The sequence below is a fragment of the Streptomyces sp. NPDC002754 genome (assembly GCF_053592315.1).
The window spans coordinates 41,101-62,767 of the sequence record NZ_JBSFVM010000027.1 but is presented as its reverse complement, the minus strand read 5'-3'; the positions used below and the strand labels follow the sequence as shown (position 1 = coordinate 62,767).

General features: G+C 70.6%; 18 protein-coding genes. 10 read left to right on the top strand and 8 right to left on the bottom strand.

Going from position 1 to position 21,667, the window contains the following annotated elements; translation table 11 throughout:
* Positions 1-51 precede the first annotated feature (51 nt).
* The 5 genes from ACWD2L_RS33140 to ACWD2L_RS33120 form a co-directional block, all read right to left on the bottom strand.
* A complete protein-coding gene (locus ACWD2L_RS33140; protein WP_351342750.1) occupies positions 52-786 on the bottom strand; it encodes an ABC transporter ATP-binding protein in 735 nt (244 codons plus the stop codon).
* Positions 783-3,449 carry an ABC transporter permease subunit gene (locus ACWD2L_RS33135; RefSeq protein WP_351342748.1) on the bottom strand — a complete coding sequence of 889 codons (2,667 nt, stop codon included), beginning with the start codon at positions 3,447-3,449 and terminating at the stop codon, positions 783-785. The genes ACWD2L_RS33140 and ACWD2L_RS33135 overlap by 4 nt, the downstream gene beginning before the upstream one ends.
* Positions 3,450-3,471: 22 nt before the next feature.
* A complete protein-coding gene (locus tag ACWD2L_RS33130) occupies positions 3,472-4,734 on the bottom strand; it encodes an ABC transporter substrate-binding protein (protein ID WP_351342747.1) in 1,263 nt (420 codons plus the stop codon).
* A gap of 317 nt (positions 4,735-5,051) precedes the next feature.
* Positions 5,052-6,881: an AMP-dependent synthetase/ligase gene (locus ACWD2L_RS33125; RefSeq protein WP_351341785.1), complete on the bottom strand. Its 1,830-nt coding sequence runs from the start codon at positions 6,879-6,881 to the stop codon at positions 5,052-5,054.
* 300 nt (positions 6,882-7,181) lie between these two features.
* Positions 7,182-8,045, bottom strand: coding sequence for a LysR substrate-binding domain-containing protein (locus ACWD2L_RS33120; RefSeq protein ID WP_351341786.1), 864 nt, complete (start codon positions 8,043-8,045; stop codon positions 7,182-7,184).
* Positions 8,046-8,170: 125 nt separating this feature from the next.
* On the opposite strand from ACWD2L_RS33120, the gene ACWD2L_RS33115 reads away from it, so the two are divergent.
* Complete coding sequence (locus ACWD2L_RS33115; RefSeq protein WP_351341788.1) at positions 8,171-9,220, top strand: bile acid:sodium symporter family protein; 1,050 nt, start codon at positions 8,171-8,173, stop codon at positions 9,218-9,220.
* On the opposite strand, the gene ACWD2L_RS33110 is transcribed toward ACWD2L_RS33115, so the two are convergent.
* Together ACWD2L_RS33110 and ACWD2L_RS33105 are read right to left on the bottom strand one after the other, a co-directional pair.
* A complete protein-coding gene (locus tag ACWD2L_RS33110; protein WP_351341789.1) occupies positions 9,150-10,394 on the bottom strand; it encodes a DUF4185 domain-containing protein in 1,245 nt (414 codons plus the stop codon). The genes ACWD2L_RS33115 and ACWD2L_RS33110 overlap by 71 nt on opposite strands.
* Positions 10,395-10,633: 239 nt before the next feature.
* Positions 10,634-11,557 (bottom strand): quinone oxidoreductase family protein, encoded by a 924-nt coding sequence (locus tag ACWD2L_RS33105; RefSeq protein WP_351341791.1) that lies wholly within the window; start codon positions 11,555-11,557, stop codon positions 10,634-10,636.
* A 107-nt stretch (positions 11,558-11,664) separates the two neighbouring features.
* On the opposite strand from ACWD2L_RS33105, the gene ACWD2L_RS33100 reads away from it, so the two are divergent.
* A complete protein-coding gene (locus ACWD2L_RS33100; RefSeq protein WP_351341793.1) occupies positions 11,665-12,111 on the top strand; it encodes a MarR family winged helix-turn-helix transcriptional regulator in 447 nt (148 codons plus the stop codon).
* Positions 12,112-12,130: 19 nt separating this feature from the next.
* Here the strand turns inward: ACWD2L_RS33100 and fdhD are convergent, their stop codons facing one another.
* Positions 12,131-12,979, bottom strand: a complete 849-nt coding sequence (gene fdhD / locus ACWD2L_RS33095; RefSeq protein ID WP_351341794.1) for a formate dehydrogenase accessory sulfurtransferase FdhD — start codon at positions 12,977-12,979, stop codon at positions 12,131-12,133.
* A 158-nt stretch (positions 12,980-13,137) separates the two neighbouring features.
* Between fdhD and ACWD2L_RS33090 the strand changes: the two genes are divergently transcribed.
* The 8 genes from ACWD2L_RS33090 to ACWD2L_RS33055 all read left to right on the top strand — a co-directional run bounded on the left by ACWD2L_RS33090 (position 13,138) and on the right by ACWD2L_RS33055 (position 21,664).
* Positions 13,138-14,490, top strand: coding sequence for an L-lactate MFS transporter (locus tag ACWD2L_RS33090; RefSeq protein ID WP_351341796.1), 1,353 nt, complete (start codon positions 13,138-13,140; stop codon positions 14,488-14,490).
* Positions 14,447-14,593: an MFS transporter small subunit gene (locus ACWD2L_RS33085; RefSeq protein WP_451192807.1), complete on the top strand. Its 147-nt coding sequence runs from the start codon at positions 14,447-14,449 to the stop codon at positions 14,591-14,593. Before ACWD2L_RS33090 ends, ACWD2L_RS33085 begins: the two co-directional genes overlap by 44 nt.
* 132 nt (positions 14,594-14,725) lie before the next feature.
* Positions 14,726-15,673, top strand: a complete 948-nt coding sequence (locus ACWD2L_RS33080) for a beta-ketoacyl-ACP synthase III (RefSeq protein ID WP_351341798.1) — start codon at positions 14,726-14,728, stop codon at positions 15,671-15,673.
* Between the two features lie 149 nt (positions 15,674-15,822).
* The gene (locus tag ACWD2L_RS33075) at positions 15,823-16,500 is read left to right on the top strand and encodes a GntR family transcriptional regulator (RefSeq protein ID WP_351341800.1); all 678 of its coding nucleotides are present in this window, start codon (positions 15,823-15,825) and stop codon (positions 16,498-16,500) included.
* Between the two features lie 217 nt (positions 16,501-16,717).
* Positions 16,718-17,899 (top strand): ROK family transcriptional regulator, encoded by a 1,182-nt coding sequence (locus ACWD2L_RS33070; protein ID WP_351341802.1) that lies wholly within the window; start codon positions 16,718-16,720, stop codon positions 17,897-17,899.
* Positions 17,900-18,034: 135 nt separating this feature from the next.
* The gene (locus ACWD2L_RS33065) at positions 18,035-19,519 is read left to right on the top strand and encodes a sugar ABC transporter ATP-binding protein (protein ID WP_351341824.1); all 1,485 of its coding nucleotides are present in this window, start codon (positions 18,035-18,037) and stop codon (positions 19,517-19,519) included.
* 142 nt (positions 19,520-19,661) lie between these two features.
* Entirely contained in the window at positions 19,662-20,594 is a 933-nt protein-coding gene (locus ACWD2L_RS33060; protein WP_351341826.1) for an ABC transporter permease, read from the top strand.
* 20 nt (positions 20,595-20,614) lie between these two features.
* The gene (locus tag ACWD2L_RS33055; RefSeq protein WP_351341804.1) at positions 20,615-21,664 is read left to right on the top strand and encodes a substrate-binding domain-containing protein; all 1,050 of its coding nucleotides are present in this window, start codon (positions 20,615-20,617) and stop codon (positions 21,662-21,664) included.
* Positions 21,665-21,667: the final 3 nt, after the last annotated feature.

Below are 21,667 nucleotides of genomic sequence, written 5' to 3'. Positions count from 1 at the left end.
TCAACGATCACGGGCGTACACGCATTCCTGTGGGTGACACCAGCATGACAGTCAGGTATGAGAGCTTCGCGCCGGGGGCTGTGTCCCCAGGTAGGCCTCGCGTACCCGCATGTCCGCCCGGATCACCTCCGGAGTCCCCTCGGCGAGCACCGAACCCAGATCGAGCACCACGACCCGTGAGCACAGCTCCATCACGAAGGCCACGTTGTGCTCGACGAGCAGCACCGCGCAGCCGTCCCCGGCCAGGCGTCGCACCGTCGTCGCCAGCAGCTCGCGCTCCTGCGCCGTCATGCCGGAGGCGGGCTCGTCGAGCAGCAGCACGCGCGGCCGGTCGGCGGCCGCCCGCGCCAGCTCCAGCATCCGGGCCCGGCCGACCGGCAGCGTCCCCGCGTACGTACCGGAGAGCTCGTCGAGGCCGCAGTCGCGCAGGAGGGCCCGCGCCCGCTCGTCGTCGGCCCCGCCGCGCCGCCACTCCTGCGCGACCAGCAGGTTGTCCGCGACCGTGAGCTGCCCGAACAGCTGCTGGCGCTGGAACGTGCGACGCATTCCGTGCCTGGCCCGCCAGACGGGGGAACGCCGTGTGACGTCCGCGCCGTCGAGCAGCACCCGGCCGGCGTCGGGCCCGTGGATCCCGGAGACGACGTCGAAGAACGTCGTCTTGCCCGCGCCGTTCGGCCCGATGAGCCCGCAGACCTCGCCGGGCGCGAGGCGCAGGCCCACCCCGTCGAGGGCCCGTACACCGCCGAAGCGCACACCGATGTTCTCGGCTTCGAGTACGTGACTCATGAGTGTTCGGCCTCCTTGGTCGCCGCGATCCCGAGGTACGCTTCCGTGAGCCGCTCGGCCTCGACCTTCTCGCGCGGCCCGCACCAGGTGACGCGGCCCTGCGCGAGGTACGCCACGGTGTCCGCGACGCCGAGGATCTCCGACGCCTTCTCCTCGACGAGCAGCAACCCCGTGCCCGCGTCGCGGAGTTCGGCGAGCAGCCGGTACACCTCGTCGGCTACGCGCGGCGCCAGGCCGAGCGAGGGCTCGTCGGCGATGAGGACGCGGGGCGGGCGGTGCAGCAGCGCGGCGAGCGCCAGGAGCTGCTGTTCGCCGCCGGAGAGCGAGCCCGCGGTGACGTCGCGCCGCGCCGCGAGCCCGGTGAACCGCTCGTAGACCGTCAACCGGTCGCTCTGCTGAGGTAGTTGGAGCGCCAGGTTCTCGTCGACGGTGAGGGACGGGAAGATGCCGCGGCCCTCCGGCGCGAGCACCACCCCGGCCCGCGCCCGGCGGACCGCGCCCTGTCGGCCCGCCGCGTCCCCGGCGACGTACACCTCGCCCTGGAGCGGTGTCATGAGGCCTGCCGCGACCTTGCACGTCGTCGATTTCCCGGCGCCGTTGGGGCCGAGGAGTGCCACGATCTCGCCGGGGCGGACCGTGAGGTCGACGCCCTGGAGGACGCGGGCGCCGTCGTATCCGGCCTGTACGCCCGCGAGTTGGAGCGCGGCATCGGGGTCGGGAGTCGGCGCGGGCACGTCGTGGACGACGTTCGCGGTGGCGGTCCTGCGGCGGTGGCGGCGGGCCGGGATCGCGGCGCAGTAGCCGTCCGGATCGTTGGCGAGCGCGAGGCCCGCGAGACCGAAGAGGATCACCGGGAGCTGCACCGACTCGGTCAGGTAGTCGCTGATCAGATGCGGTACGACGGCGAAGCTCAGCCCCGCCACCACCGCGAACTGCGGCCTCCGCACACCCGCCGCGACCACCACGGCGAGCCAGATGAGCCCGGTCATCGCCGTGAAGTCGGTCGCGGTGATACGGGTGTTGTACGACGCGTACATCACGCCGCCGAACCCGGCGAGCCCCGCCGAGATCGTGAACAGCAGCAGTTTCGTGCGGATCACCGAGATGCCGGACGCCATCGCCGCGGCCGGTGCCGAGCGCACCGCGAGCATGGCCCGGCCCGCCCGTGAACCGCGCAGCGCGCTCAACCCCGCCACGGCCGCCGTGCACAGCACGACCATGGCCACGCCCATCGCCCGGTCGTCGCCGAGGTCGAGCGGGCCCGCGACGGCGCGCGGGATCTCCCAGCCGGTGTCGCCGTTCCTCAACCAGCCGAGCTGGAACAGGACTTGGTCCGCCAGGAAGGCGAGCGCGAGCGTGGCGAGGGCCAGCGAGCGGCCACCGAGCCGCAGCGCGGGCAGTGCCACGAGCGCGCCGAGCAGCGCCGCGGCGCACGTCCCGGCGAGCGCCGCCCAGATGAACGGCACGCCGTGACTCATCAGCAGGCCCGCGACGAGCGCGGCGCCCGTCACGAACGCGGCCTGCGCAAGGGACACCATCGCGCCGAGGCCGGTGACGACGGTGAACGACAGGAACACGAGGGAGATCGCCAGCCCTTGGGCGAGGATCCCGCTCCAGAACGGCGTCGTCACCGTGTAGAAGGCGACGGCGAGCAGCACGGCCGCCGCCGCCCACGGCCCCCAGCGCCGCAGCCACGAACGCCCCGCGGACAAGTCCACCGGCGGCGCGTCGCTCGCCACCGTGCCCGCCGTGCGCTGCCGCCGCGTGAGCAGCAGCAGCCCGGCGAACAGGATCAGGAACGGCACCGCCGTACGGAACCCGGTGATCTTCTCCGCGAACGTGGCGTACCCCGCGACCAGGTTCTGCAGCACCCCGAGCCCGAGCCCGCCCGCGAAGGCCAGCGGGATCGACATGAAGCGGCCGAGCACGGCGGCAGTCGCCGACACGAACAGGAACAGTGTGAAGTCGTGCGAGGAGAGCCCGAGCAGGGGAGTGGCAAGGACGCCCGCGAGCCCCGCGAGCACCGAGGACAGCATCCACGCCACCGAGGAGAGCCGGTCGGAGCTGATCCCGCGCAGCTCGACGAGCGAACGGTTGTCGACGGACGCCCGCAACTTGAGCCCAAGTGCCGTATGACGCAGCAGAATCCACAACCCGAGCGCGACGACGGCGGTCGTCACCCACGTGATCAGCTGGTCCGAGTCGATCCCGACCCCGTCCATCAGCTGCCAGTTCTTCGCCGGACTCGGCCCGACACCCGGCAGCCCGAACTGATTCTCCGCCGGCTTCACCGGCGCGCCCGCGTCCTCCAACAACTCGACGATCCACAGGCCCAGCGCGGGCAGCGCGACGAGCAGCCCGATGGTCGCCACGATCTGCGCGGTCTCCCCGACCCGCGCCAGTTTCCGGAACATCATCCGGTCGAGCCCCCAGCCCAGCAGGGGAGCCACGACGAGGACGAGCAGCAGCGCCGTCGGCACGGCGGGCCAGCCGAAGCCGGAGTGCAGCTCGTAGAAGGCGAGCGCACACAGATAGGCGGTCGCGCCGTGCGCGAAGTTGAAGAGGCCGGAGGCCGAGTAGGAGAGCACGAGCCCCGTGGCGAGCAGCGCGTACAGCGCACCCGACACGAGCCCGCTCAGCACGAAGGCAAGCAGATCCGTCACGTGAACACCCGTCCCTGTAGGCCTACTTGAAGGGGATCGGCGGATAGCACTTGAACGAGGACGACACCCGGTACGCCCCGTCCTTCAGCTGCGCGAGCGCCCCGCAGCCGAACGACTCGGTGCGCCCGCGCGGCAGCGCCCGGTCACCGACGAGCGTCCCGGTGTCCGAGAAGCCGTTCGCCGCCTTCTGGAACGACTCGACCGTCAGGTTCTTCCCGGCCTTCTTCGCGATGGAGAGGAAGAGATCGGCGCTCATGTACCCCGTCATCATGTGCATGTTGAGGGGAATCTCCTTGCCCCCGGACGCCTTCTTGATGTCGGCCTTGAACTGCCTCATCCCGGGCGTGGACGCCTCGAACGGCTCGAAGGACAGCAGCACGTGCACCCCGTCGAGCGCCTGCTTCGTCGCCTTCTTGGCGAGGAGACCCGGGTCGTAGTCCGTCGGGTCGGTGAGCACGCCCTTGTACCCGGTGCGCTTGACGGCCGTGAACAGGCCAATGTTGTACGGCGTCTGCATCACGGAGACGACCACGTCCGGCGCCTTGCCGCCGTCGCTGCGCAGCAACTCCTTCGTGTAGGCCGACCAGTCGCTCGGCACGGCGGTCGCGGGGACCGTGGCCTTCGCGTAACTCACCTTGTAACCGGCCGACTTGAAGGACTGCTTGTACGTGCGGATGGCGAAGGTGCCGGCGTCGTTGTCGTTGGCGAGGATCGCGACGGTCTTGCCCTCCGCCCCGCCGGTGACCTTCTTCAGCCCCTCCGGCCAGGTCTGCGAGATGGTGCCGCCGGGCATCGGCACCATGCAGCCGCCGTAGCCGTAGATGTACGTCGGGCCGCAGAACGACGGGAGTGTGCCCCAGCCGAACGTCGGCACCTTCTGCTTCTGCAGGAAGTCCGCCCCGGAGAACGTCACCGAACTCATCGGCGAGATCGCGAACACCTTGTCCTGCTGGACGAGTTTGCGGGCCGCCGCGAGGTTCTTCGCGGGGTCCTGGCCGTCGTCCTCCGCGCCCAGGTAGTCGATCGTGCGGCCGTTCACGCCACCCTCGGCGTTGGCCCGGTCGAAGCGGGCCTGCGCGCCGAGGTCGGTGTCCTTCTTGCTGTAGCCGCTCGACGTCGTCATGGAGACGATGCCGCCCACCTTGATGCGGTCGTTGCTCACGCCGCGGACCGAACTCCCCTGGCCGCCAGCGGTGTTGTTGCCGCTTTTGGCGGTGGAGTTGCAGGCGGTGGCGAGCAGGAGCGCGGCCACGGTGGTGGTGATGGCGCGGATCGGTCGCGACACGGTCGGTCCCCCTCCGTCGGAGTGAGGGTGATTCTGTGGGGGACCTGATGAACCGTCAATAACCGGGACGCCTATATTTGACGACCCGTCAGCAGATCAAGCCCTCGTGCCGGTCGAGCCGTTCAAGCTCCGGGGCGGATGAGCCAATCAAGCCCCTCCGGCGATTGAGGAGCGGGGTCCGGGGCGGAGCCCCGTGAGCGCAACGCCGATGGGGCTGAGGTTGCGGGGCTCTGCCCCGGACCCCGCCGCTCAATCGCCGCGGGGGCTTGATTTGGGTCACCCGCTAAAGCGCCCGCAGGGGGGAGAGCTTGATCCGGCTACAGCGTCCCGTACAGCGCGTCGACCTCCGCCGCGTACGCCTGCTCGATCGCCTTGCGCTTCAGCTTCAGGGACGGCGTGAGCAACCCGTGCTCCTCCGTGAACTGATGCGCCAGGATCCGGAACGTCCGGATCGACTCGGCCTGCGAGACAAGCGTATTGGCCGCCACCACCGCACGCCGCACCTCCGTCTCCAGATCCGGATCGCGCACCAGGTCCGCCGGTGACATCGACTGCTTGCCGCGCATGCCGAGCCAGTGGTCCACGGCCTCGGTGTCGAGGGTGACGAGCGCCGCGATGTACGGGCGGTCGTTGCCCACGACCAGGCACTGCGCGATCAGCGGATGGTCACGCACCCGCTCCTCCAGCTGCTGCGGCGACACGCTCTTGCCGCCGGAGGTCACGAGGATCTCCTTCTTGCGGCCGGTGATGGTGAGGTAGCCGTCCTCGTCGAGGGCGCCCAGGTCACCGGTGGCGAGCCAGCCGTCGTACAGGGAGGAGTCGGTGGACTTCGGGTCGTTGAGGTAGCCCTGGAAGATGTTCCCGCCGTAGATCCACACCTCGCCGTCGTCCGCGATGTGCACGGACGAGCCGGGTATCGCCTGGCCGACCGTGCCGTAGCGGGTCTGCTCGGGCGGGTTCGCGGTCGCCGCGGCCGTCGACTCGGTGAGGCCGTAGCCCTCGAAGATGGAGACGCCCGCGCCCTCGAAGAACAGGCCGAGCTTGCGGTCCATGCCCGAGCCGCCGGAGAACGCGTGCCGCACCCGGCCGCCCATCGCCGCGCGGACCTTGGAGTAGACGAGCTTGTCGAAGACGGAGTGCTGCATGCGCAGCGAGGCGGAGGGGCCGGGGCCCGTACCGAAGGCCTTCGCCTCCTGCGCGTCCGCGTACTTCACGGCGCACTCGATGGCCTTCTCGAACGGCCCCGACTTGCCGTCGTTCTCGGCCTTCCTGCGGGCCGCGTTGAACACCTTCTCGAAGATGTACGGCACGGCGAGGATGAAGGTCGGCTTGAAGGACTGGAGGTCGGGCATGAGCGCGGACGCCCGCAGCTCCGGCTGGTGGGCCAGTTTCACGCCACCGCGTATCGCCGCGACCTCCACCATCCGCCCGAAGACGTGGGCCAGCGGCAGGAAGAGCAGCGTGGCCGGCGTGCGGTCGCGCTTGGAGGAGAACACCGGCTCCCAGTACGCGACAACGGTGTCGGCCTCGTACATGAAGTTGCCGTGCGAGATCACACAGCCCTTGGGGCGGCCCGTGGTGCCGGAGGTGTAGATGATCGTGGCCGTCGACTCGGGGGTGATCGCGCGGCGGTGCCGGTGCACGGTCTCGTCGTCGATGTGGGTGCCGGAACCGGTGATCTCGTCGACGGCGCCGCCGTCGAGTTGCCACAGGCGGTGCAGGTGGGGCAGCCGCCCGATGACCGTGGCGACCGTCATCGCGTGGTCCTCGTGCTCCACGACCGCCGCCGTCACCTCGGAGTCGTACAGCATCCAGAAGACCTGCTCGGCCGAGGACGTCGGGTAGATCGGGACGACCTGGGCGCCGATGGTCCACAGCGCGAAGTCGAACAGCGTCCACTCGTAGCGGGTGCGCGACATGATCGCGACACGGTCGCCGAACCGGATGCCCTGCGCGAGCAGGCCCTTGGCAAGGGCCATCACCTCGTCGCAGAACTGGGCCGACGTGACGTCCTGCCACTTGTCGTGCCGGTCCTTACGGGCCAGGGCTATATGCCCCGGTACGTCCAGGGCATGATCGAACACGGCGTCGGCCAGGCCGCCGACGAGCGGCGCCGACGCCACAGGGGGGTTGGTGAACTCACGCAAAGTTGCTCCTTGTGGCGCTCCGCACAGCGTCGGTGACGGTACCTGACCGGAAGGCTTCGCGGGAGTGCCTGCAACGGGCGGAAGGTGCGCGGAATTTGCACAGGTCAGGCGTTTATAACAGGCCACAACGGGTGGAGCTGGGCAGAATATTTACGCCGCAGTAAGTTTCGGGAGCGTAATCTCCCGGCGCTCTTCACGGGCCTCCATTGGATCTGTGCAAAGAGGTCACCCCTGGTCACCGCCCGGGATTTTATACGGAGCGGTCAGTTCCGCTGGACGCTACCACTGCGCCGACGGGCACTAGCGGGCGCTCCGGTGCAGCCGGTCCCCGCCCGCCAGGATCGCCTGCGCGAGCGCCCGCGCGGGCTCGCTCTCGTCCCGTGCCGCGCTGCGCACCACGAAGTCGACCTCGCCCAGCTCCGGAAGGCCCACCCGGTCCGGCACCCGTACGAGGCCCGGCGGGATGAGCCCGCGCGAGTGGGCCATCACGCCGAGTCCGGCCCGCGCCGCCGCGACAAGCCCGTTCAGCGAGCCGCTCGTGCAGGCGATCCGCCACGCACGGCCGTACCGCTCCAGCGCCTCGAGGGCCAGGGCGCGCGAGATCCCCGGCGGCGGATAGACGATCAGCGGGACGGGCCGGTCCTGGTCGATGCGGAGCCGCTCGGAACCGATCCACACCAGCCGGTCGTGCCACACCGACTCGCCGCGCGGATCCTCCGGGCGCCGCTTGGCGAGCACCAGATCCAGCTTCCCCGCGTCCAGCTGCGCGTGCAGTGTCCCCGACAGCTCGACCGTCAACTCCAGGTCCACTTCAGGGTGTTCGGCCCGGAACGACTCCAGGATCTCGGGCAGCCGAGTCACCACGAAGTCCTCCGACGCCCCGAACCGGAGCCGGCCGCGCAGCCGCGTCCCCGTGAAGAACGACGCCGCCTGCTCGTGCACCTCCAGAATCCTCCGCGCGAATCCGAGCATCGCCTCCCCGTCCTCCGTCAGCTCCACGGAGTGCGTGTCCCGCGTGAAGAGCGTGCGCCCGGTCGCGTCCTCCAGGCGCCGCACATGCTGGCTCACGGTCGATTGCCGCAGGCCAAGGCGGCGCGCGGCCTGCGTGAAGCTCAGCGTCTGTGCGACGGCGAGGAACGTCCTGAGGTGGCCCGGCTCGTACATGCCCCGAACCGTACCCCCGCTCATCACGCGACGCGATCACAGTCAGAGCGGTATGCAGGATTCCCGATCAAGACCTTGAGGAGGACCATGGAGAGGGCACGACATGAACCGAGAGCAAGGAACCAATGAAACGCCTGACCTGGCCGAGCTGGATGCCGATCGACCCGTACATCCTGGCGTTGATCGCGACAGTGGGCCTCGCCGCACTGCTCCCGGCCCGAGGGGCCGCCGCCGACGTCGCGTCCGGTGCCTCCACCGCGGCCGTCGCCTTCCTCTTCTTCCTCTACGGGGCGCGCCTTTCCACCCGTGAGGCGATGGACGGACTGCGTCACTGGCGGCTCCACGTCGCCGTCCTCGCCTGTACGTTCATCGTGTTCCCGCTGCTCGGCCTCGCGGCGCGCGGACTGGTCCCCGTACTGCTGCCGCAGAACCTCTTCGAGGGATTCCTCTTCCTCACCCTCGTCCCGTCGACGATCCAGTCGTCGATCGCGTTCACCTCGATCGCACGCGGCAACGTCCCGGCGGCGATCTGCGCCGGCTCCTTCTCCTCGCTCGCCGGCATCGTCCTCACGCCGCTGCTCGCGGCCGCGCTGCTCGGCAACAGTGGGGGCGGCTTCTCCGCCGACTCGCTCATCAAGATCGTGCTGCAACTCCTCGTGCCGTTCCTCGCGGGCCAGTTGCTGCGCCGCTGGGTCGGCGGGTTCATCGCACGCCACAAGAAGATCCTCGGCTACGTCGACCGCGGCTCGATCCTGCTCGTCGTCTACACCGCGTTCAGCGAGGGCATGGTGCAGGGCATCTGGCACCAGGTCAGCGTGGTCCGCCTCGGTGGACTCCTGGTCGTGGAGGCGGTGCTGCTCGCGATCATGCTGTCGGTGACCTGGTACGGAGCGAAGGCCCTCGGCTTCAACCGCGGCGACCGCGTCGCCATCCAGTTCGCCGGCTCGAAGAAGTCCCTCGCCTCGGGGCTCCCCATGGCGAGCGTGCTGTTCGGTGCGCACGCCTCCCTCGCGGTGCTGCCGCTGATGCTCTTCCACCAGATGCAGCTCATGGTGTGCGCGGTCATCGCCAAGCGCCGCTCCCGGGACCCCGAGGAGCCGGAGTTCAGCGAGCCGCTGGAGGGCCGAGCCGAAGAGACACGAACCGCGGTCGGTACAGCGACACGTTCCGGCTGAGCTCGGCCTGTGCGGCGGCGGGCGCGGCGTCCAGCCAGTTGACGTCATAGCTCAGGACGAGCCGGCCGCCGCCGCTCAACGCCGGGTGCGCCTGCGGGTTGTACGCCGCCGCGCGCGAGGGCGTCGCCCCGTCGCGGGGGAGCGGCGGCGTGAACGCCTTCGCGGGGCCGTGCCAGGGCCCGGCCGGTGAACAGGCCCAGTACGAGGTGACCTCCGTCAGCCCCTTCGCGCCCGCCGCCGTCGTGAACAGGACGTAAGTGTCGGCGTCCCGCACCACGGAGAAGGCGGTGCCCACGCCGCGACGCCCGCCGTCGCCCAGGACCGGCGCGGCGCGCGTGCCCCACCGCTCGCCGTCCCAGTACCGCCATGCCCGTACGTCCCCGAGGCGGCCCTGCGGGACCCGTGCCACGTACGCGCGATGCACGGCCTTCTCCCCGTCGTCGGCTCCGAACACATACGTCCAGCCCTGGTGGTCCACGGCCGTCGTCCCGTACAGCACGCGCCGCGCCGGATCCCGCACCTGACGCTGGTCCAGGACCTGGGTGATGCCTTCGAGGCGCAGGTCGGGCAGCGACAGGGTGGCCACCTCGGTCGCGTTCGGCACCCCGAAGACGTACGGTCCCGTGCCCTTCGCCCGCGTCCACAGCAGCACCCGTACGACCTTCCTTCCGCCGCTCTCCTCGACGCGCGCCGCGACCGGCCAGCGCCACTCGCCCGCGGCCGTGTCCGGGAACAGCGGCGCCGCGAGCGTCCGGTCGAGCCGTCCCGAACGGTCCGTCACCACCGCGGAGTTGCGGACGAAGGGCGCCTCCGCGGTCCGCCAGGGGTGCGGCTGTCCGGCGGGGTTGGGGGGCTGGTTCACGGCACCCAGATACGTGTCGGAGAACAGCCACAACAACCGCCCGTCCGGCAGCCGCACGGAGTGCGTGCCGTCGCCCCCCGTCCAGTCGTCGAGCCGCGCGGCATCGTCTCCGTACCGGGCGAACTCACCGGTGAGCCGGGTGTCCGCGGACCACGAGGTGACCCCCCGGGGCCCACAACGCGCATCGCCCTCCCGGCCGGGGAGGGCGACGAGCGCGATCAGCACGAGCACGAGCGCGGCGAGCAGCGCGAGCAACGGCGCCCCCGGCCTGCGCCGGCCGCGCCGCGTCGTCCTCTGCTCATGCCCCTGCACGCGAGGTGACGTTAATGTGCGCGGTGCTGCTGGTCCAGAAGCAGGCCCCGCCGGCGATTGAGGCGCGGGGTCCGGGGCGTGGACCCCGAGGGGCCGGGTCGCAAGCACGACCGTGGCAGTCAAGGCGCCGTCGCCGCTGACCATCAGTGCGACGGCGGTTCGCGGTGACCCGGTTGCCGTTCCACGTCTCGGCGTTGACGGCGAAGGCGAGGCGGTTGAACCGCGGCGCCGACCGCAGGTCAGGGTACGAGCACGACTTTCCCGGTGTTGGCCCGTCCCTCGATCACGGCATGCGCCTTCGCGGCGTCCTCCAACGAGAACTCCCCGTGGACCACCGGTTTCAGAGCCCCCGTCAGGAACAGCTCCCACAGCTCCGTGCGCCACCGCTCGTATGTCTCCGGCTGCCCCCGCGCGATGAGGCGCATCTGGAAACCGATCACCGACTTCGCACCCACGAGCAGGTCGTACGCCTCCACGGTGCCGCCGCCCGAGCTGTACGCCACGAGCCTGCCGTGCGGCGCGAGCGCGGCCACGGCGGGCTTCAGGAGCGCGCCGCCGACCGCGTCGAGCGCGTAGTCGACGGGCTCGCCCCAGGACTCGGCGTCGTACGTCACCACGTCGTCGGCCCCGAGCGCCCGCACGAATTCGGCCTTGCCGGCGTCCGAGACCGCCGCCACCGACCGCCGTGCGCCCTTCAACTTGCCCAATTGCAGAGCGAGATGGCCCACGCCGCTCGCCGCCGCGGTCACCAGGGCGGCCTCGCCGGGCTCGGGCCGCGCGGCGTGCAACGCCCCGTACGCGACGAGCCCGCTGCGCACCAGCGCCACCGCGTCGACCGCGCTCGCGCCGTCCGGGATCGGGGAGGCCCTCGCGGTGTGCAGCGGCGCGTAGTCGGCGTAGCCATGGTCGAAGACGAGGCCGGTGACCCGGTCCCCGATCGCGTACCCCGTCACGCCTGCGCCGAGCGCGACCACCTCGCCCGCGATCTCGCCGCCGAGCGCGATCGGCTCGCACGCCTCGCGGACCTTGCGGACGACGGGCAGCGTGACCCCGATCGCCTCGGCGCGCACGAGGAGTTCACCGGGTCCCGGCTCGGGAACGGGCGCCTCCTCCAGGAACAGGACCTCGGGCCCGCCGCTGTGCTCGTACCGGACACGACGCATGGACGTGACCACCTCCGCGTTCCGTCGGATTTCATTGGGGCTCCCAACGGTAATGACGCTACGCGGATTTCATTGGGAAGGCCAACGTTTATCGGTACGGTGGCCGCATGAGTTCGTCGAGCCCGCCACCCACCGCCCCCGGCGTCATCCGTGACCTGCCCAGTTGGCTGCTCGGCCGGGCCGCCGCGCGCGGGCGTGCGCTCGTCGCCGACGCGCTGGCCGAGAAGGGGCTGAAGATGTGGCACCACGTGGTGCTCAGCGCGGTGTCCGACCGAGGTCCTGTAGCCCAGGCCGATCTCGTGCGCGGCGTCGGGCTCGACCCCAAGGACATGGTCGGCGTCCTCAACGACCTGCAGGCCGCGGGCCTCGTCGAGCGCGCGCCCGACCCCAGGGACCGGCGCAAGAACGCGGTCACGATCACCGCCGAGGGCGCCCGCCTCGTCGACACCTGCGCAGTGGCGGCGCGCGCCGCGGGCGACGAGCTTCTCGCGCCGCTGTCGGCGGCGGAGCGGGAGCGGTTCATGGACATGCTGCGGCGGGTCGCGGGGATGTGAGCCCAGGTCCCACGCCGGATCAGCCCTGCGCGACCGCCGCCTCCAGGACGATCCGGTCCTCGCCCGCGTACACGTTCATGGAGCTGCCCCGCAGGAAGCCGACCAGGGTCAGGCCCGTCTCGCTCGCGAGGTCCACCGCGAGGGAGGAGGGGGCCGATACCGCCGCGAGCATGGGGATGCCCGCCATCACGGCCTTCTGCACCAGCTCGAAGGAGGCGCGGCCCGAGACCATCAGGATCGAGCGGGACAGCGGCAGTTCGCCGTTCTGCAGGGCGCGGCCGACAAGCTTGTCCACCGCGTTGTGCCGCCCCACGTCCTCGCGGATGTCGACGAGTCGCCCCTCCTCGTCGAAGAGCGCCGCCGCGTGCAGCCCCCCGGTCCGGTCGAAGACGCGCTGGGCCTCACGCAGCCGGTCGGGGAGCGAGGCGAGCAGCTCGGGTGTCAGCCGGACCGGGGGAGTGTCGGCGATCGGGAACCGGGCCGTGGTGCGCACCGCGTCGAGGCTCGCCTTGCCGCACAGGCCGCACGAGGAGGTCGTGTAGACGTTGCGTTCGAGGGTGATGTCGGGGAGGACGAGGCCTGGCGCGGTCCGGACGTCGACCACGTTGTACGTATTGCTGCCGTCCTCCGTGGCGCCCGCGCAGTACACGATGTTCCGCAGGTCGTCGGCGCCGGCGAGGACGCCCTCGCTGACCAGGAAGCCGGCCGCGAGCGGGAAGTCGTCGCCCGGGGTGCGCATGGTGATGGCGAGCGGCTTGCCGTTCAGCCGGATCTCCAGCGGTTCCTCGGCGACAAGGGTGTCCGGCCGCGTGGAGACGTGTCCGTCCCGTATCCGGATCACCTTGCGTCGTTCCGTGACTCGTCCCATGGCTCCCATTCTCCTGCACCGATGGCGCGGGGCGGTGCCCGGCCCGGCACCAGCCGTGACGGGATATTGCCTACAGTATGGAAGTCGGCGGGTTCGTCGACAAGGGGCTGCGCAAAGGGGCTTCCCAACGGCCTTGTGACTGCCTACCGTTCGGGATCATGAAGCCCCCCGTCGCGCCGGCCGGATGGAGCCGCTGGCTCGTTCCCCCCGCCGCGCTCTCCGTCCATCTCTCCATCGGTCAGGCCTACGCCTGGAGTGTCTTCAAGCCGCCCCTGGAGTCGGCGCTGGGGCTGAGCGGCACGCAGAGCGCGCTGCCGTTCCAGCTCGGCATCGTGATGCTCGGCCTGTCGGCCGCCTTCGGCGGCACGCTCGTCGAGCGCAACGGGCCGCGCTGGGCGATGACCGTCGCGCTCGTCTGCTTCTCCTCCGGCTTCCTGCTCTCCTCGCTGGGCGCGTACACGGAGCAGTACTGGCTGATCGTCTTCGGCTACGGCTTCGTCGGTGGCATCGGCCTCGGCATCGGCTACATCTCGCCCGTCTCCACGCTGATCAAGTGGTTCCCCGACCGGCCCGGCATGGCCACCGGCATCGCGATCATGGGCTTCGGCGGCGGCGCGCTCATCGCGTCCCCGTGGAGCGCCCAGATGCTGGAGTCCTTCGGCGCGGACAGCGGCGGCATCGCGCTCGCCTTCCTCGTCCACGGGCTCGCGTACGCGGTGTTCATGACGCTCGGCGTGCTGCTCATCCGGGTGCCGCGGCCGAAGGCCCAGCCGGGTGGGCGCGCCGAGGAGGCCGCACTCAGCGGCCCGCAGGTCTCCGCGAAGCAGGCGATCCGCACGCCCCAGTTCTGGTGCCTGTGGGTCGTCCTGACCATGAACGTGACCGCGGGCATCGGCATCCTGGAGAAGGCCGCGCCGATGATCACGGACTTCTTCTCCGACACCAGCACCCCGGTGTCCGTCTCCGCGGCCGCGGGCTTCGTGGCACTGCTCTCCGCGGCGAACATGGCGGGCCGCATCGGCTGGTCCTCGACCTCCGACCTCATCGGCCGCAAGAACATCTACCGCGTCTACCTCGGCGTCGGCGCCCTGATGTACCTGCTCATCGTCCTGTGGGGCGACTCCTCCAAGCCCCTCTTCGTGCTGTGCGCCCTCGTGATCCTCTCCTTCTACGGAGGCGGCTTCGCGACGATCCCCGCGTATCTGAAGGACCTCTTCGGCACGTACCAGGTCGGCGCCATCCACGGCCGGCTGCTCACTGCCTGGTCCACGGCGGGCGTCCTCGGCCCGCTCATCGTCAACTGGGTCGCCGACAGCCAGGAGAGCGCGGGCAAGCACGGCGCCGGTCTGTACGGCCTCTCGCTCATGATCATGATCGGGCTGCTGGTCGTCGGCTTCATCGCCAATGAACTGGTACGTCCCGTGCACGCCCGCCACCACGTAGTCCCCGCCCCCAGGGAGCCCGCAGATGACAACGACACCGCCGCCGGAGACCGCAAGGAGCGCGCCTGAGCGGCGCGGCCTGATCACCCTCGCCTGGCTGTGGGTCGGGCTGCCGCTCGCGTACGGAGTGTACGAACTGGTGCAAAAGGCCACACAGTTGTTCACCGGGTGAATGCCCGTAACCGGTCTGGCGTCTCCATCAGAAGTCTCCAAGTGAAACGGCACTTTCCTGTCACAGGCCGCCACCGGTTACTCGTGAGTCGCTGACCAGACTGGAGGGTCCGCAGCTCACGAGGGGGCCTCCATGGTCGGTTCGCGCATTGTCGGCATCGGGCACCACCAGCCCGCCAGGATCCTCACCAATGAGGAGCTGGCGGGCATGGTCGACACCAATGACGAGTGGATTCGCAGTCGTGTCGGTATCCGTACCCGGCACATCGCGGGCCCCGACGAGCCCGTCGACGAGCTCGCCGCCCACGCCGCCGCCAAGGCGCTGGCCGCGGCGGGACTGACCGCGGCCGACATCGACCTGGTCGTCGTCGCGACCTCCACGGCCGTGGACCGCTCGCCGAACATGGCGGCCCGCGTCGCCCACCGCCTGGGCATCCCGTCCCCGGCGGCGCTCGATCTGAACGTCGTGTGCGCGGGCTTCACGCACGCCCTCGCCACCGCCGACCACACGCTGCGCGCCGGGGCCGCCCGCCGCGCCCTGGTCATCGGCGCCGACAAGATGTCCGCCGTCACCGACTGGACCGACCGCTCGACGTGCGTCCTGGTCGGGGACGGGGCGGGCGCCGTGGTCGTCGAGCCGTGCGCCGAGGGCGAGGAGCCGGGGATCGGCCCGGTCCTGTGGGGCTCGGTCCCCGAGATGGGCGACGCCGTACGCATCGAGGGCGAGCCGGCCCGCTTTGCCCAGGAGGGCCAGTCCGTCTACCGCTGGGCCACCCGCTCGCTGCCGCCGCTGGCCCGCGAGGCCTGCGCGAAGGCCGGGCTCGGACCGGAGGACCTCGCCGCGGTCGTCCTCCACCAGGCCAACCTGCGCATCATCGAGCCCCTCGCGGAGAAGATCGGCGCGTTGAACGCGGTGATCGCCCGGGACGTCGTCGACTCCGGCAACACCTCGGCCGCGAGCGTGCCGATCGCCCTGTCGAAGCTCGTCGAGCGCGGCGAACTGGTCAGCGGCGCACCCGCGTTGCTCTTCGGCTTCGGCGGCAACCTCTCGTACGCGGGGCAGGTCGTGCGCTGCCCGTGACCTTGTCGCGTATCACCGGCATACAGAATGTGACGAGGTCGACTCGCCCTAGCCGTAGCGATTGCGCTCGGTAAACTGTATTCCAAAGCCAATCCGGCAATCGCCGGAGCCGGTTTGCCGGATGCTCGAAGCACAGGAGGGGGACCGCGATGTTGTCCACAGGACTGCCGCAGGGGGCGGTGCCCAAGCTGGAGCGCCCCGGACCGCTGCGCGAGCGGGTCTACGAGGCGCTGCTCGAACTGATCACGACGCGCGCCCTGCAGCCCGGCCAGCACCTGGTCGAGAGCGAACTCGCCGGCCATCTCGGGGTCTCCCGCCAGCCGGTGCGCGAGGCGTTGCAGCGACTGAACACCGAGGGCTGGGTGGACCTGCGCCCCGCGCAGGGCGCGTTCGTGCACGAGCCGACGGAGGACGAGGCCGACCAACTCCTCAGCGTCCGTACGCTGTTGGAGGCCGAGGCCGCCCGACTCGCGGCGGCCAACGCGGGCAAGACCGGTATCGACGAGCTGGAGACGCTCTGCGCCAAGGGTGAGCGGGCCGTCGTCGACGGGGACGTCGACCTGGTCGTCGCCACCAACGCGGAGTTCCACGCCAAGGTCATGGAACTCGCGGGCAACGTGGTCCTCGGTGAGCTCGCGGGCCAGGTCGACCGCCGGGTGCGCTGGTACTACCAGCCCGTCGCCCGGCAGCGCGGTGACCAGTCCTGGATCGAGCACCGGCAGTTGATCGCGGCGATCTCGGCGCGCGACGAGGCGAAGGCCACGGCCGTGATGCGGGCGCACACCGAGCACACCCGCGAGACGTACCACCACCGCGACGGGGCCTGACGGGGTCGGGTGAGGTCCGGCAGGGCCTGAACGGGGGCCGTTCCCCGAGTCCGGCGGCAGTCTTTGTCCTGTTGCCGGAGAAAGTTGTGCACGATTCCCGCGCAACTTCTTCCCGCGCCGGGTGGGCGCTGCTACGTTCCCCATCGAAAGACGAACGAGGGCGCACGGCACCACCACCCATTGAGGCCCAAAGCGGCGGGAGGGGCACGTGAGACGTATGACGGCTCGACCCGCCAACGCGCACCAGGCGCGCCTGCTGCGGCTGTTGCGCGACGCAGGCCCCAACTCCCGTGCCCAGCTGGGCGATCAGGTGGAGCTGTCCCGGTCGCGGCTCGCCGTCGAGGTGGACCGCCTCCTGGACACCGGACTCGTGGTCGCCGACGGACTCGCCGCCTCGCGCGGCGGTCGCCGCTCCCACAACGTCCGGCTCGCCCCCTCGCTCCGCTTCCTCGGCGTGGACATCGGCGCGACCTCGGTCGACGTCGCGGTCACCAACGCCGAGCTGGAGATCCTCGGCCACATCGCCCAGCCCATGGACGTACGCGAGGGCCCCGTCGCGATCTTCGAGCAAGTCCTCGCCATGGCAGCCAAGTTGAGGGCGTCCGGGCTCGCCGAGGGATTCGACGGCGCGGGCATCGGGGTACCGGGGCCCGTGCGGTTCCCCGAAGGTGTGCCGGTCGCGCCGCCGATCATGCCCGGCTGGGACGGCTTCCCGGTCCGCGAGGCGCTCAGCCAGGAGCTGGGCTGCCCCGTCATGGTCGACAACGACGTGAACCTGATGGCGATGGGGGAGCAGCACGCCGGCGTCGCCCGCCAGGCGAGCGACTTCCTCTGCGTCAAGATCGGTACCGGCATCGGTTGCGGCATCGTCGTCGGCGGCGAGGTCCACCGCGGCACCACCGGGTCGGCAGGCGACATCGGGCACATCCGCGTCGAGCAGGACGGCCGGCCGTGCGCCTGCGGCAACAAGGGCTGCCTGGAAGCGCACTTCAGCGGTGCGGCGCTCGCCCGTGACGCGGAGGCCGCCGCCCGCGACGGGCGCTCCGCGGAACTCGCCGCACGCCTGGAGAGCGCGGGCCGGCTCACCGCCGCCGATGTCGCGGCGGCCGCCGCGGCCGGTGACACCACCTGTCTCGACCTGATCCGTGAGGGCGGCAACCGCACCGGGCAGGTCATCGCGTCACTCGTCAGCTTCTTCAACCCGGGGCTCGTCGTCATCGGCGGCGGTGTCACCGGGCTCGGCCACACCCTGCTGGCCGCCGTACGCACCCAGGTCTACCGTCAGTCGCTCCCCCTGGCGACCGGCAATCTCCCCATTGTGCTTGGGGAGTTGGGGCCCACCGCCGGAGTGACCGGCGGTGCCCGACTGATCAGCGATCACCTGTTCTCACCCGCGTAAGCACTGCTGCTCCACGCACCTCCCGTACGGCGCACAGCCCTGCCTTGCCCGATTTTGCCCTGAAACCGGTCCGCACCCGCCCCGAGGGGAACCGTCATGGGACCCGATACGGCCTCTGCACCACCGCTGCTCACCATGTCCGGCATCACCAAGTCGTTCCCCGGCGTGCGCGCCCTGGACGGCGTCGACCTGGAGGTCCAGGCCGGGGAGGTGCACTGTCTGCTCGGCCAGAACGGCGCCGGAAAGTCGACCCTGATCAAGGTCCTCGCCGGGGCGCACCAGCCCGACGACGGTGTCATCACCTGGCGCGGCGAACAGGTCGCGCTGCGCTCACCGATCGCCGCGATGCGGCTCGGCATCGCCACCATCTACCAGGAACTCGACCTGGTGGAGGCCCTGTCCGTGGCCGAGAACGTCTTCCTCGGGCACGAGCCGACCTCCGGCGGGTTCGTCGTACGGGGGCGTGCGGCCCGTACTGACACGGCCGCGCTGCTGCTGCGGCTCGGCCACCCGGAGATCGACCCCGAGCGGCTCGTCGGTGACCTGTCCGCCGCCCACCAGCAGATCGTCTCCATGGCCCGCGCGCTCTCCCACGACGTACGGCTCATGGTCATGGACGAGCCGTCCGCGGCGCTCGATCCCGACGAGGTCGACAATCTCTTCCGGATCGTCGGTGACCTGACCGCCGAGGGCGTCGCCGTCGTCTACATCTCCCACCGCCTGGAGGAGATCCGCCGCATCGGCGACCGTGTCACCGTCCTCAAGGACGGTCGCGCCGTGGCGGTCGGGCTGCCGGCCGAGCGGACCGCGACTCGCGACATCATCTCCCTGATGACGGGCCGTAACGTCGAGTACGTCTTCCCGGACCGGCCCAACTCCGGGCCGCGTACCGACACCCTCCTGAAGGTCCAAGGCCTCACCCGTAGCGGGGAGTTCGCACCGTTCGACCTCGACATCCGCCCCGGCGAGATCGTCGGCCTCGCCGGGCTCGTGGGCTCCGGGCGCTCCGAAATCCTGGAGACGATCTACGGGGCCCGCAAACCGACGGCCGGTCAGATCCACGTCGGTGGGCGATCGTTGCGCACCGGGAGCGTCCGCGCCGCCGTTCGTGCGGGGCTCGGGCTGGCTCCCGAGGAGCGCAAGGCGCAGGCCCTGATGATGCTCGAATCGGTCACCCGCAACGTCTCGGTTTCCTCCATGTCCCGCTTCTCGTACGGGGGTTGGCTGGATCGCGGCCGGGAGCGCGAGGCCGCACGCGGCGCCACCCGCGAACTCTCCCTGAGCCCCGACGACCCCTCCGTGCCGGTGCGCACGCTCTCCGGAGGCAACCAGCAGAAGGCCGTGCTCGCGCGCTGGCTGCTGCGCGGCTGCCGGGTGCTGCTGCTCGACGAGCCGACCCGCGGCGTCGACGTCGGCGCTCGCGCCGAGCTGTACGCCGTGATCCGCCGCCTCGCCGACGAGGGCCTCGCCGTCCTCCTCGTCTCCAGCGAGGTGCCCGAAGTGCTCGGCCTCGCCGACCGGGTGCTGGTTCTCCGGGAGGGCCGCGTGGTCCACGAGTCCCCGGCCACGGACCTGGACGAACACGCGGTCCTCGACCTGGTCCTGGAGGGAGCGCGATGACGTGCGCCGCGGAGAGTACGACGAAGACACCCCGCACCACCCGCCCCCGAAGGGACCTGGCGTCATGACGCACCCCGCCCCCGCCGCCAGCCCGGCGGCCCCCGAGACCGCTCCGGTCAAGAGCCGTCCCCGCGTCGTCCGGATGGACATCCGTACGCTCTCGCTCCTCGGCGTCCTCGCCGCCCTGGTCGTGATCGGCGGCATCACGCAGCCGGACTCCTTCCTGGACGCGGACAACCTCCAACTCGTCCTCACCCAGGCCTCCGTCATCGGCGTCGTCACCGTCGGAATGACCTTCGTGATCATCTCCGGCGGGATCGACCTCTCCGTCGGTGCGATCGTCGCCCTCGCCGGTGTCTGGGCCACGACCGTCGCCACCCAGGAGTACGGCTTCGCCGGTGTCCTGTTCACGGCGATACTCGTCGGCGTCGGCTGCGGCCTCGTCAACGGCGTACTGATCGCGTACGGCGGCATGGTCCCGTTCATCGCCACGCTCGCGATGCTCGCCTCGGGCCGCGGACTCGCCCTGCAGATCACCGACGGCAAGACCCAAATGGTCACCGTGCCAGGTGTGTTGAAGCTCGGCGAGCGCGACTCGTACGTCCTCGGGATCCCGCCCCTGGTGCTCGTGTTCGTCGCGGTCACCGTGATCGGCTGGCTGGTCCTCAACCGCACCACCTTCGGCCGCCGCACCGTCGCCGTCGGCGGCAACGCGGAGGCGGCCCGCCTCGCCGGCATCGACGTACGCCGCCAGCGCCTCTATCTCTACCTGCTCTCCGGCCTGTGCTGCGGCATCGCGGCCTTCCTGCTGATCGTGCTCTCCGGCTCGGGCCAGAACACCAACGGCAACCTCTACGAACTCGACGCCATCGCCGCCGCCATCATCGGCGGCACCCTGCTCACCGGCGGCCGCGGCACCATCATCGGCTCCGTCCTCGGCGTCCTGATCTTCACCACGATCCAGAACATCTTCGCGCTGAACAACCTGCAGAGCGACGTCCAGCAGATCGCCAAGGGCGCCATCATCGTCGTGGCGGTCCTGGTGCAGCGGCGCACGGCCAGCACTTCCCACTGAAACGCGGAAAGGGACACGCCATGCCAGAGACAACGAGCCGCCGAGGACTGATATTCGGCGCGGCCGCGGCCGTCACCGCGGGCGGACTGCTCACCGCCTGCACCAGCAACGAGCCCAGCGACAAGAGCGACGACAAGAAGGCCGCCGACCAGCCGGTCGCCGACGACAAGAAGGGCAAGCAGGTCACCATCGGCTTCGCGGGCCCGCAGGCCGACCACGGCTGGCTCAACGCCATCAACGACAACGCCAAGGAACGCGCCAAGAAGTACGCGGACGTCACCCTGGAGTCCACCGAGGGCTCCAACGACACGGCCGCGCAGATCGGCCAGGTCGAGACCCTCATCAACAAGAAGGTCGACGTCCTCGTCGTGCTGCCCGCCGACGGCAAGGCGCTGACCCAGGTGGGCCTGAAGGCGATGCGCGCCGGTATCCCCGTCGTGAACCTGGACCGCATCTTCAACAGCCCGCAGGCGTACCGCTGCTGGATCGGCGGCGACAACTACGGCATGGGTCTGAGCGCCGGTCACTACATCGGCGAGCAGCTCAAGGACAAGAAGAACGCGAGGGTGGTCGAGCTCGCCGGGCTCGACAACCTCGAACTCACCAAACAGCGCACCGAGGGCTTCGACGCCGCCCTGAAGAACTACCCGAACATCAAGAAGGTGGCCCGGCAGGCCGCCGAGTTCACGGTTGAGTCCGGCAACACCAAGATGGCCCAACTCCTCCAGGCGCAGAAGAACTTCGACGCCCTGTGGAACCACGACGACGACCAGGGCGTCGGCGCCCTGCGCGCCATCAAGCAGGCCGGGCGTGACGACTTCCTGATGGTCGGCGGCGCGGGCGCCCTCTCCGCTTTCGAAGAGATCAAACAGGACCGGGGCGTGCTGAAGGCCACCGTCCTGTACCCGCCGACCATGGCCGCCTCCGCGATCGACCTGGCCCGCGCGCTCGGCCAGGGCAGGGGCATCAGCGGCATCGCCGAGTTCGAGATCCCCGCCCACATGACCCTGTACTCGGCCGTCGTCGACAAGAAGAACGTCGACCAGTACATGCCCACCGGCTTCAAGTGAGCC

What these genes read in the sequence shown, in the direction of transcription:
- fdhD (WP_351341794.1), bottom strand. Translation starts at nt 12,979, where the DNA reads ATGGGACGAGTCACGGAACGACGCAAGGTGATCCGGATACGGGACGGA.
- ACWD2L_RS33075 (WP_351341800.1), top strand. Translation starts at nt 15,823, where the DNA reads ATGTTGTCCACAGGACTGCCGCAGGGGGCGGTGCCCAAGCTGGAGCGC.
- ACWD2L_RS33070 (WP_351341802.1), top strand. Translation starts at nt 16,718, where the DNA reads ATGACGGCTCGACCCGCCAACGCGCACCAGGCGCGCCTGCTGCGGCTG.
- ACWD2L_RS33090 (WP_351341796.1), top strand. Translation starts at nt 13,138, where the DNA reads ATGAAGCCCCCCGTCGCGCCGGCCGGATGGAGCCGCTGGCTCGTTCCC.
- ACWD2L_RS33105 (WP_351341791.1), bottom strand. Translation starts at nt 11,557, where the DNA reads ATGCGTCGTGTCCGGTACGAGCACAGCGGCGGGCCCGAGGTCCTGTTC.
- ACWD2L_RS33120 (WP_351341786.1), bottom strand. Translation starts at nt 8,045, where the DNA reads ATGTACGAGCCGGGCCACCTCAGGACGTTCCTCGCCGTCGCACAGACG.
- ACWD2L_RS33085 (WP_451192807.1), top strand. Translation starts at nt 14,447, where the DNA reads ATGACAACGACACCGCCGCCGGAGACCGCAAGGAGCGCGCCTGAGCGG.
- ACWD2L_RS33115 (WP_351341788.1), top strand. Translation starts at nt 8,171, where the DNA reads ATGAAACGCCTGACCTGGCCGAGCTGGATGCCGATCGACCCGTACATC.
- ACWD2L_RS33100 (WP_351341793.1), top strand. Translation starts at nt 11,665, where the DNA reads ATGAGTTCGTCGAGCCCGCCACCCACCGCCCCCGGCGTCATCCGTGAC.
- ACWD2L_RS33060 (WP_351341826.1), top strand. Translation starts at nt 19,662, where the DNA reads ATGGACATCCGTACGCTCTCGCTCCTCGGCGTCCTCGCCGCCCTGGTC.
- ACWD2L_RS33065 (WP_351341824.1), top strand. Translation starts at nt 18,035, where the DNA reads ATGTCCGGCATCACCAAGTCGTTCCCCGGCGTGCGCGCCCTGGACGGC.
- ACWD2L_RS33055 (WP_351341804.1), top strand. Translation starts at nt 20,615, where the DNA reads ATGCCAGAGACAACGAGCCGCCGAGGACTGATATTCGGCGCGGCCGCG.
- ACWD2L_RS33140 (WP_351342750.1), bottom strand. Translation starts at nt 786, where the DNA reads ATGAGTCACGTACTCGAAGCCGAGAACATCGGTGTGCGCTTCGGCGGT.
- ACWD2L_RS33080 (WP_351341798.1), top strand. Translation starts at nt 14,726, where the DNA reads ATGGTCGGTTCGCGCATTGTCGGCATCGGGCACCACCAGCCCGCCAGG.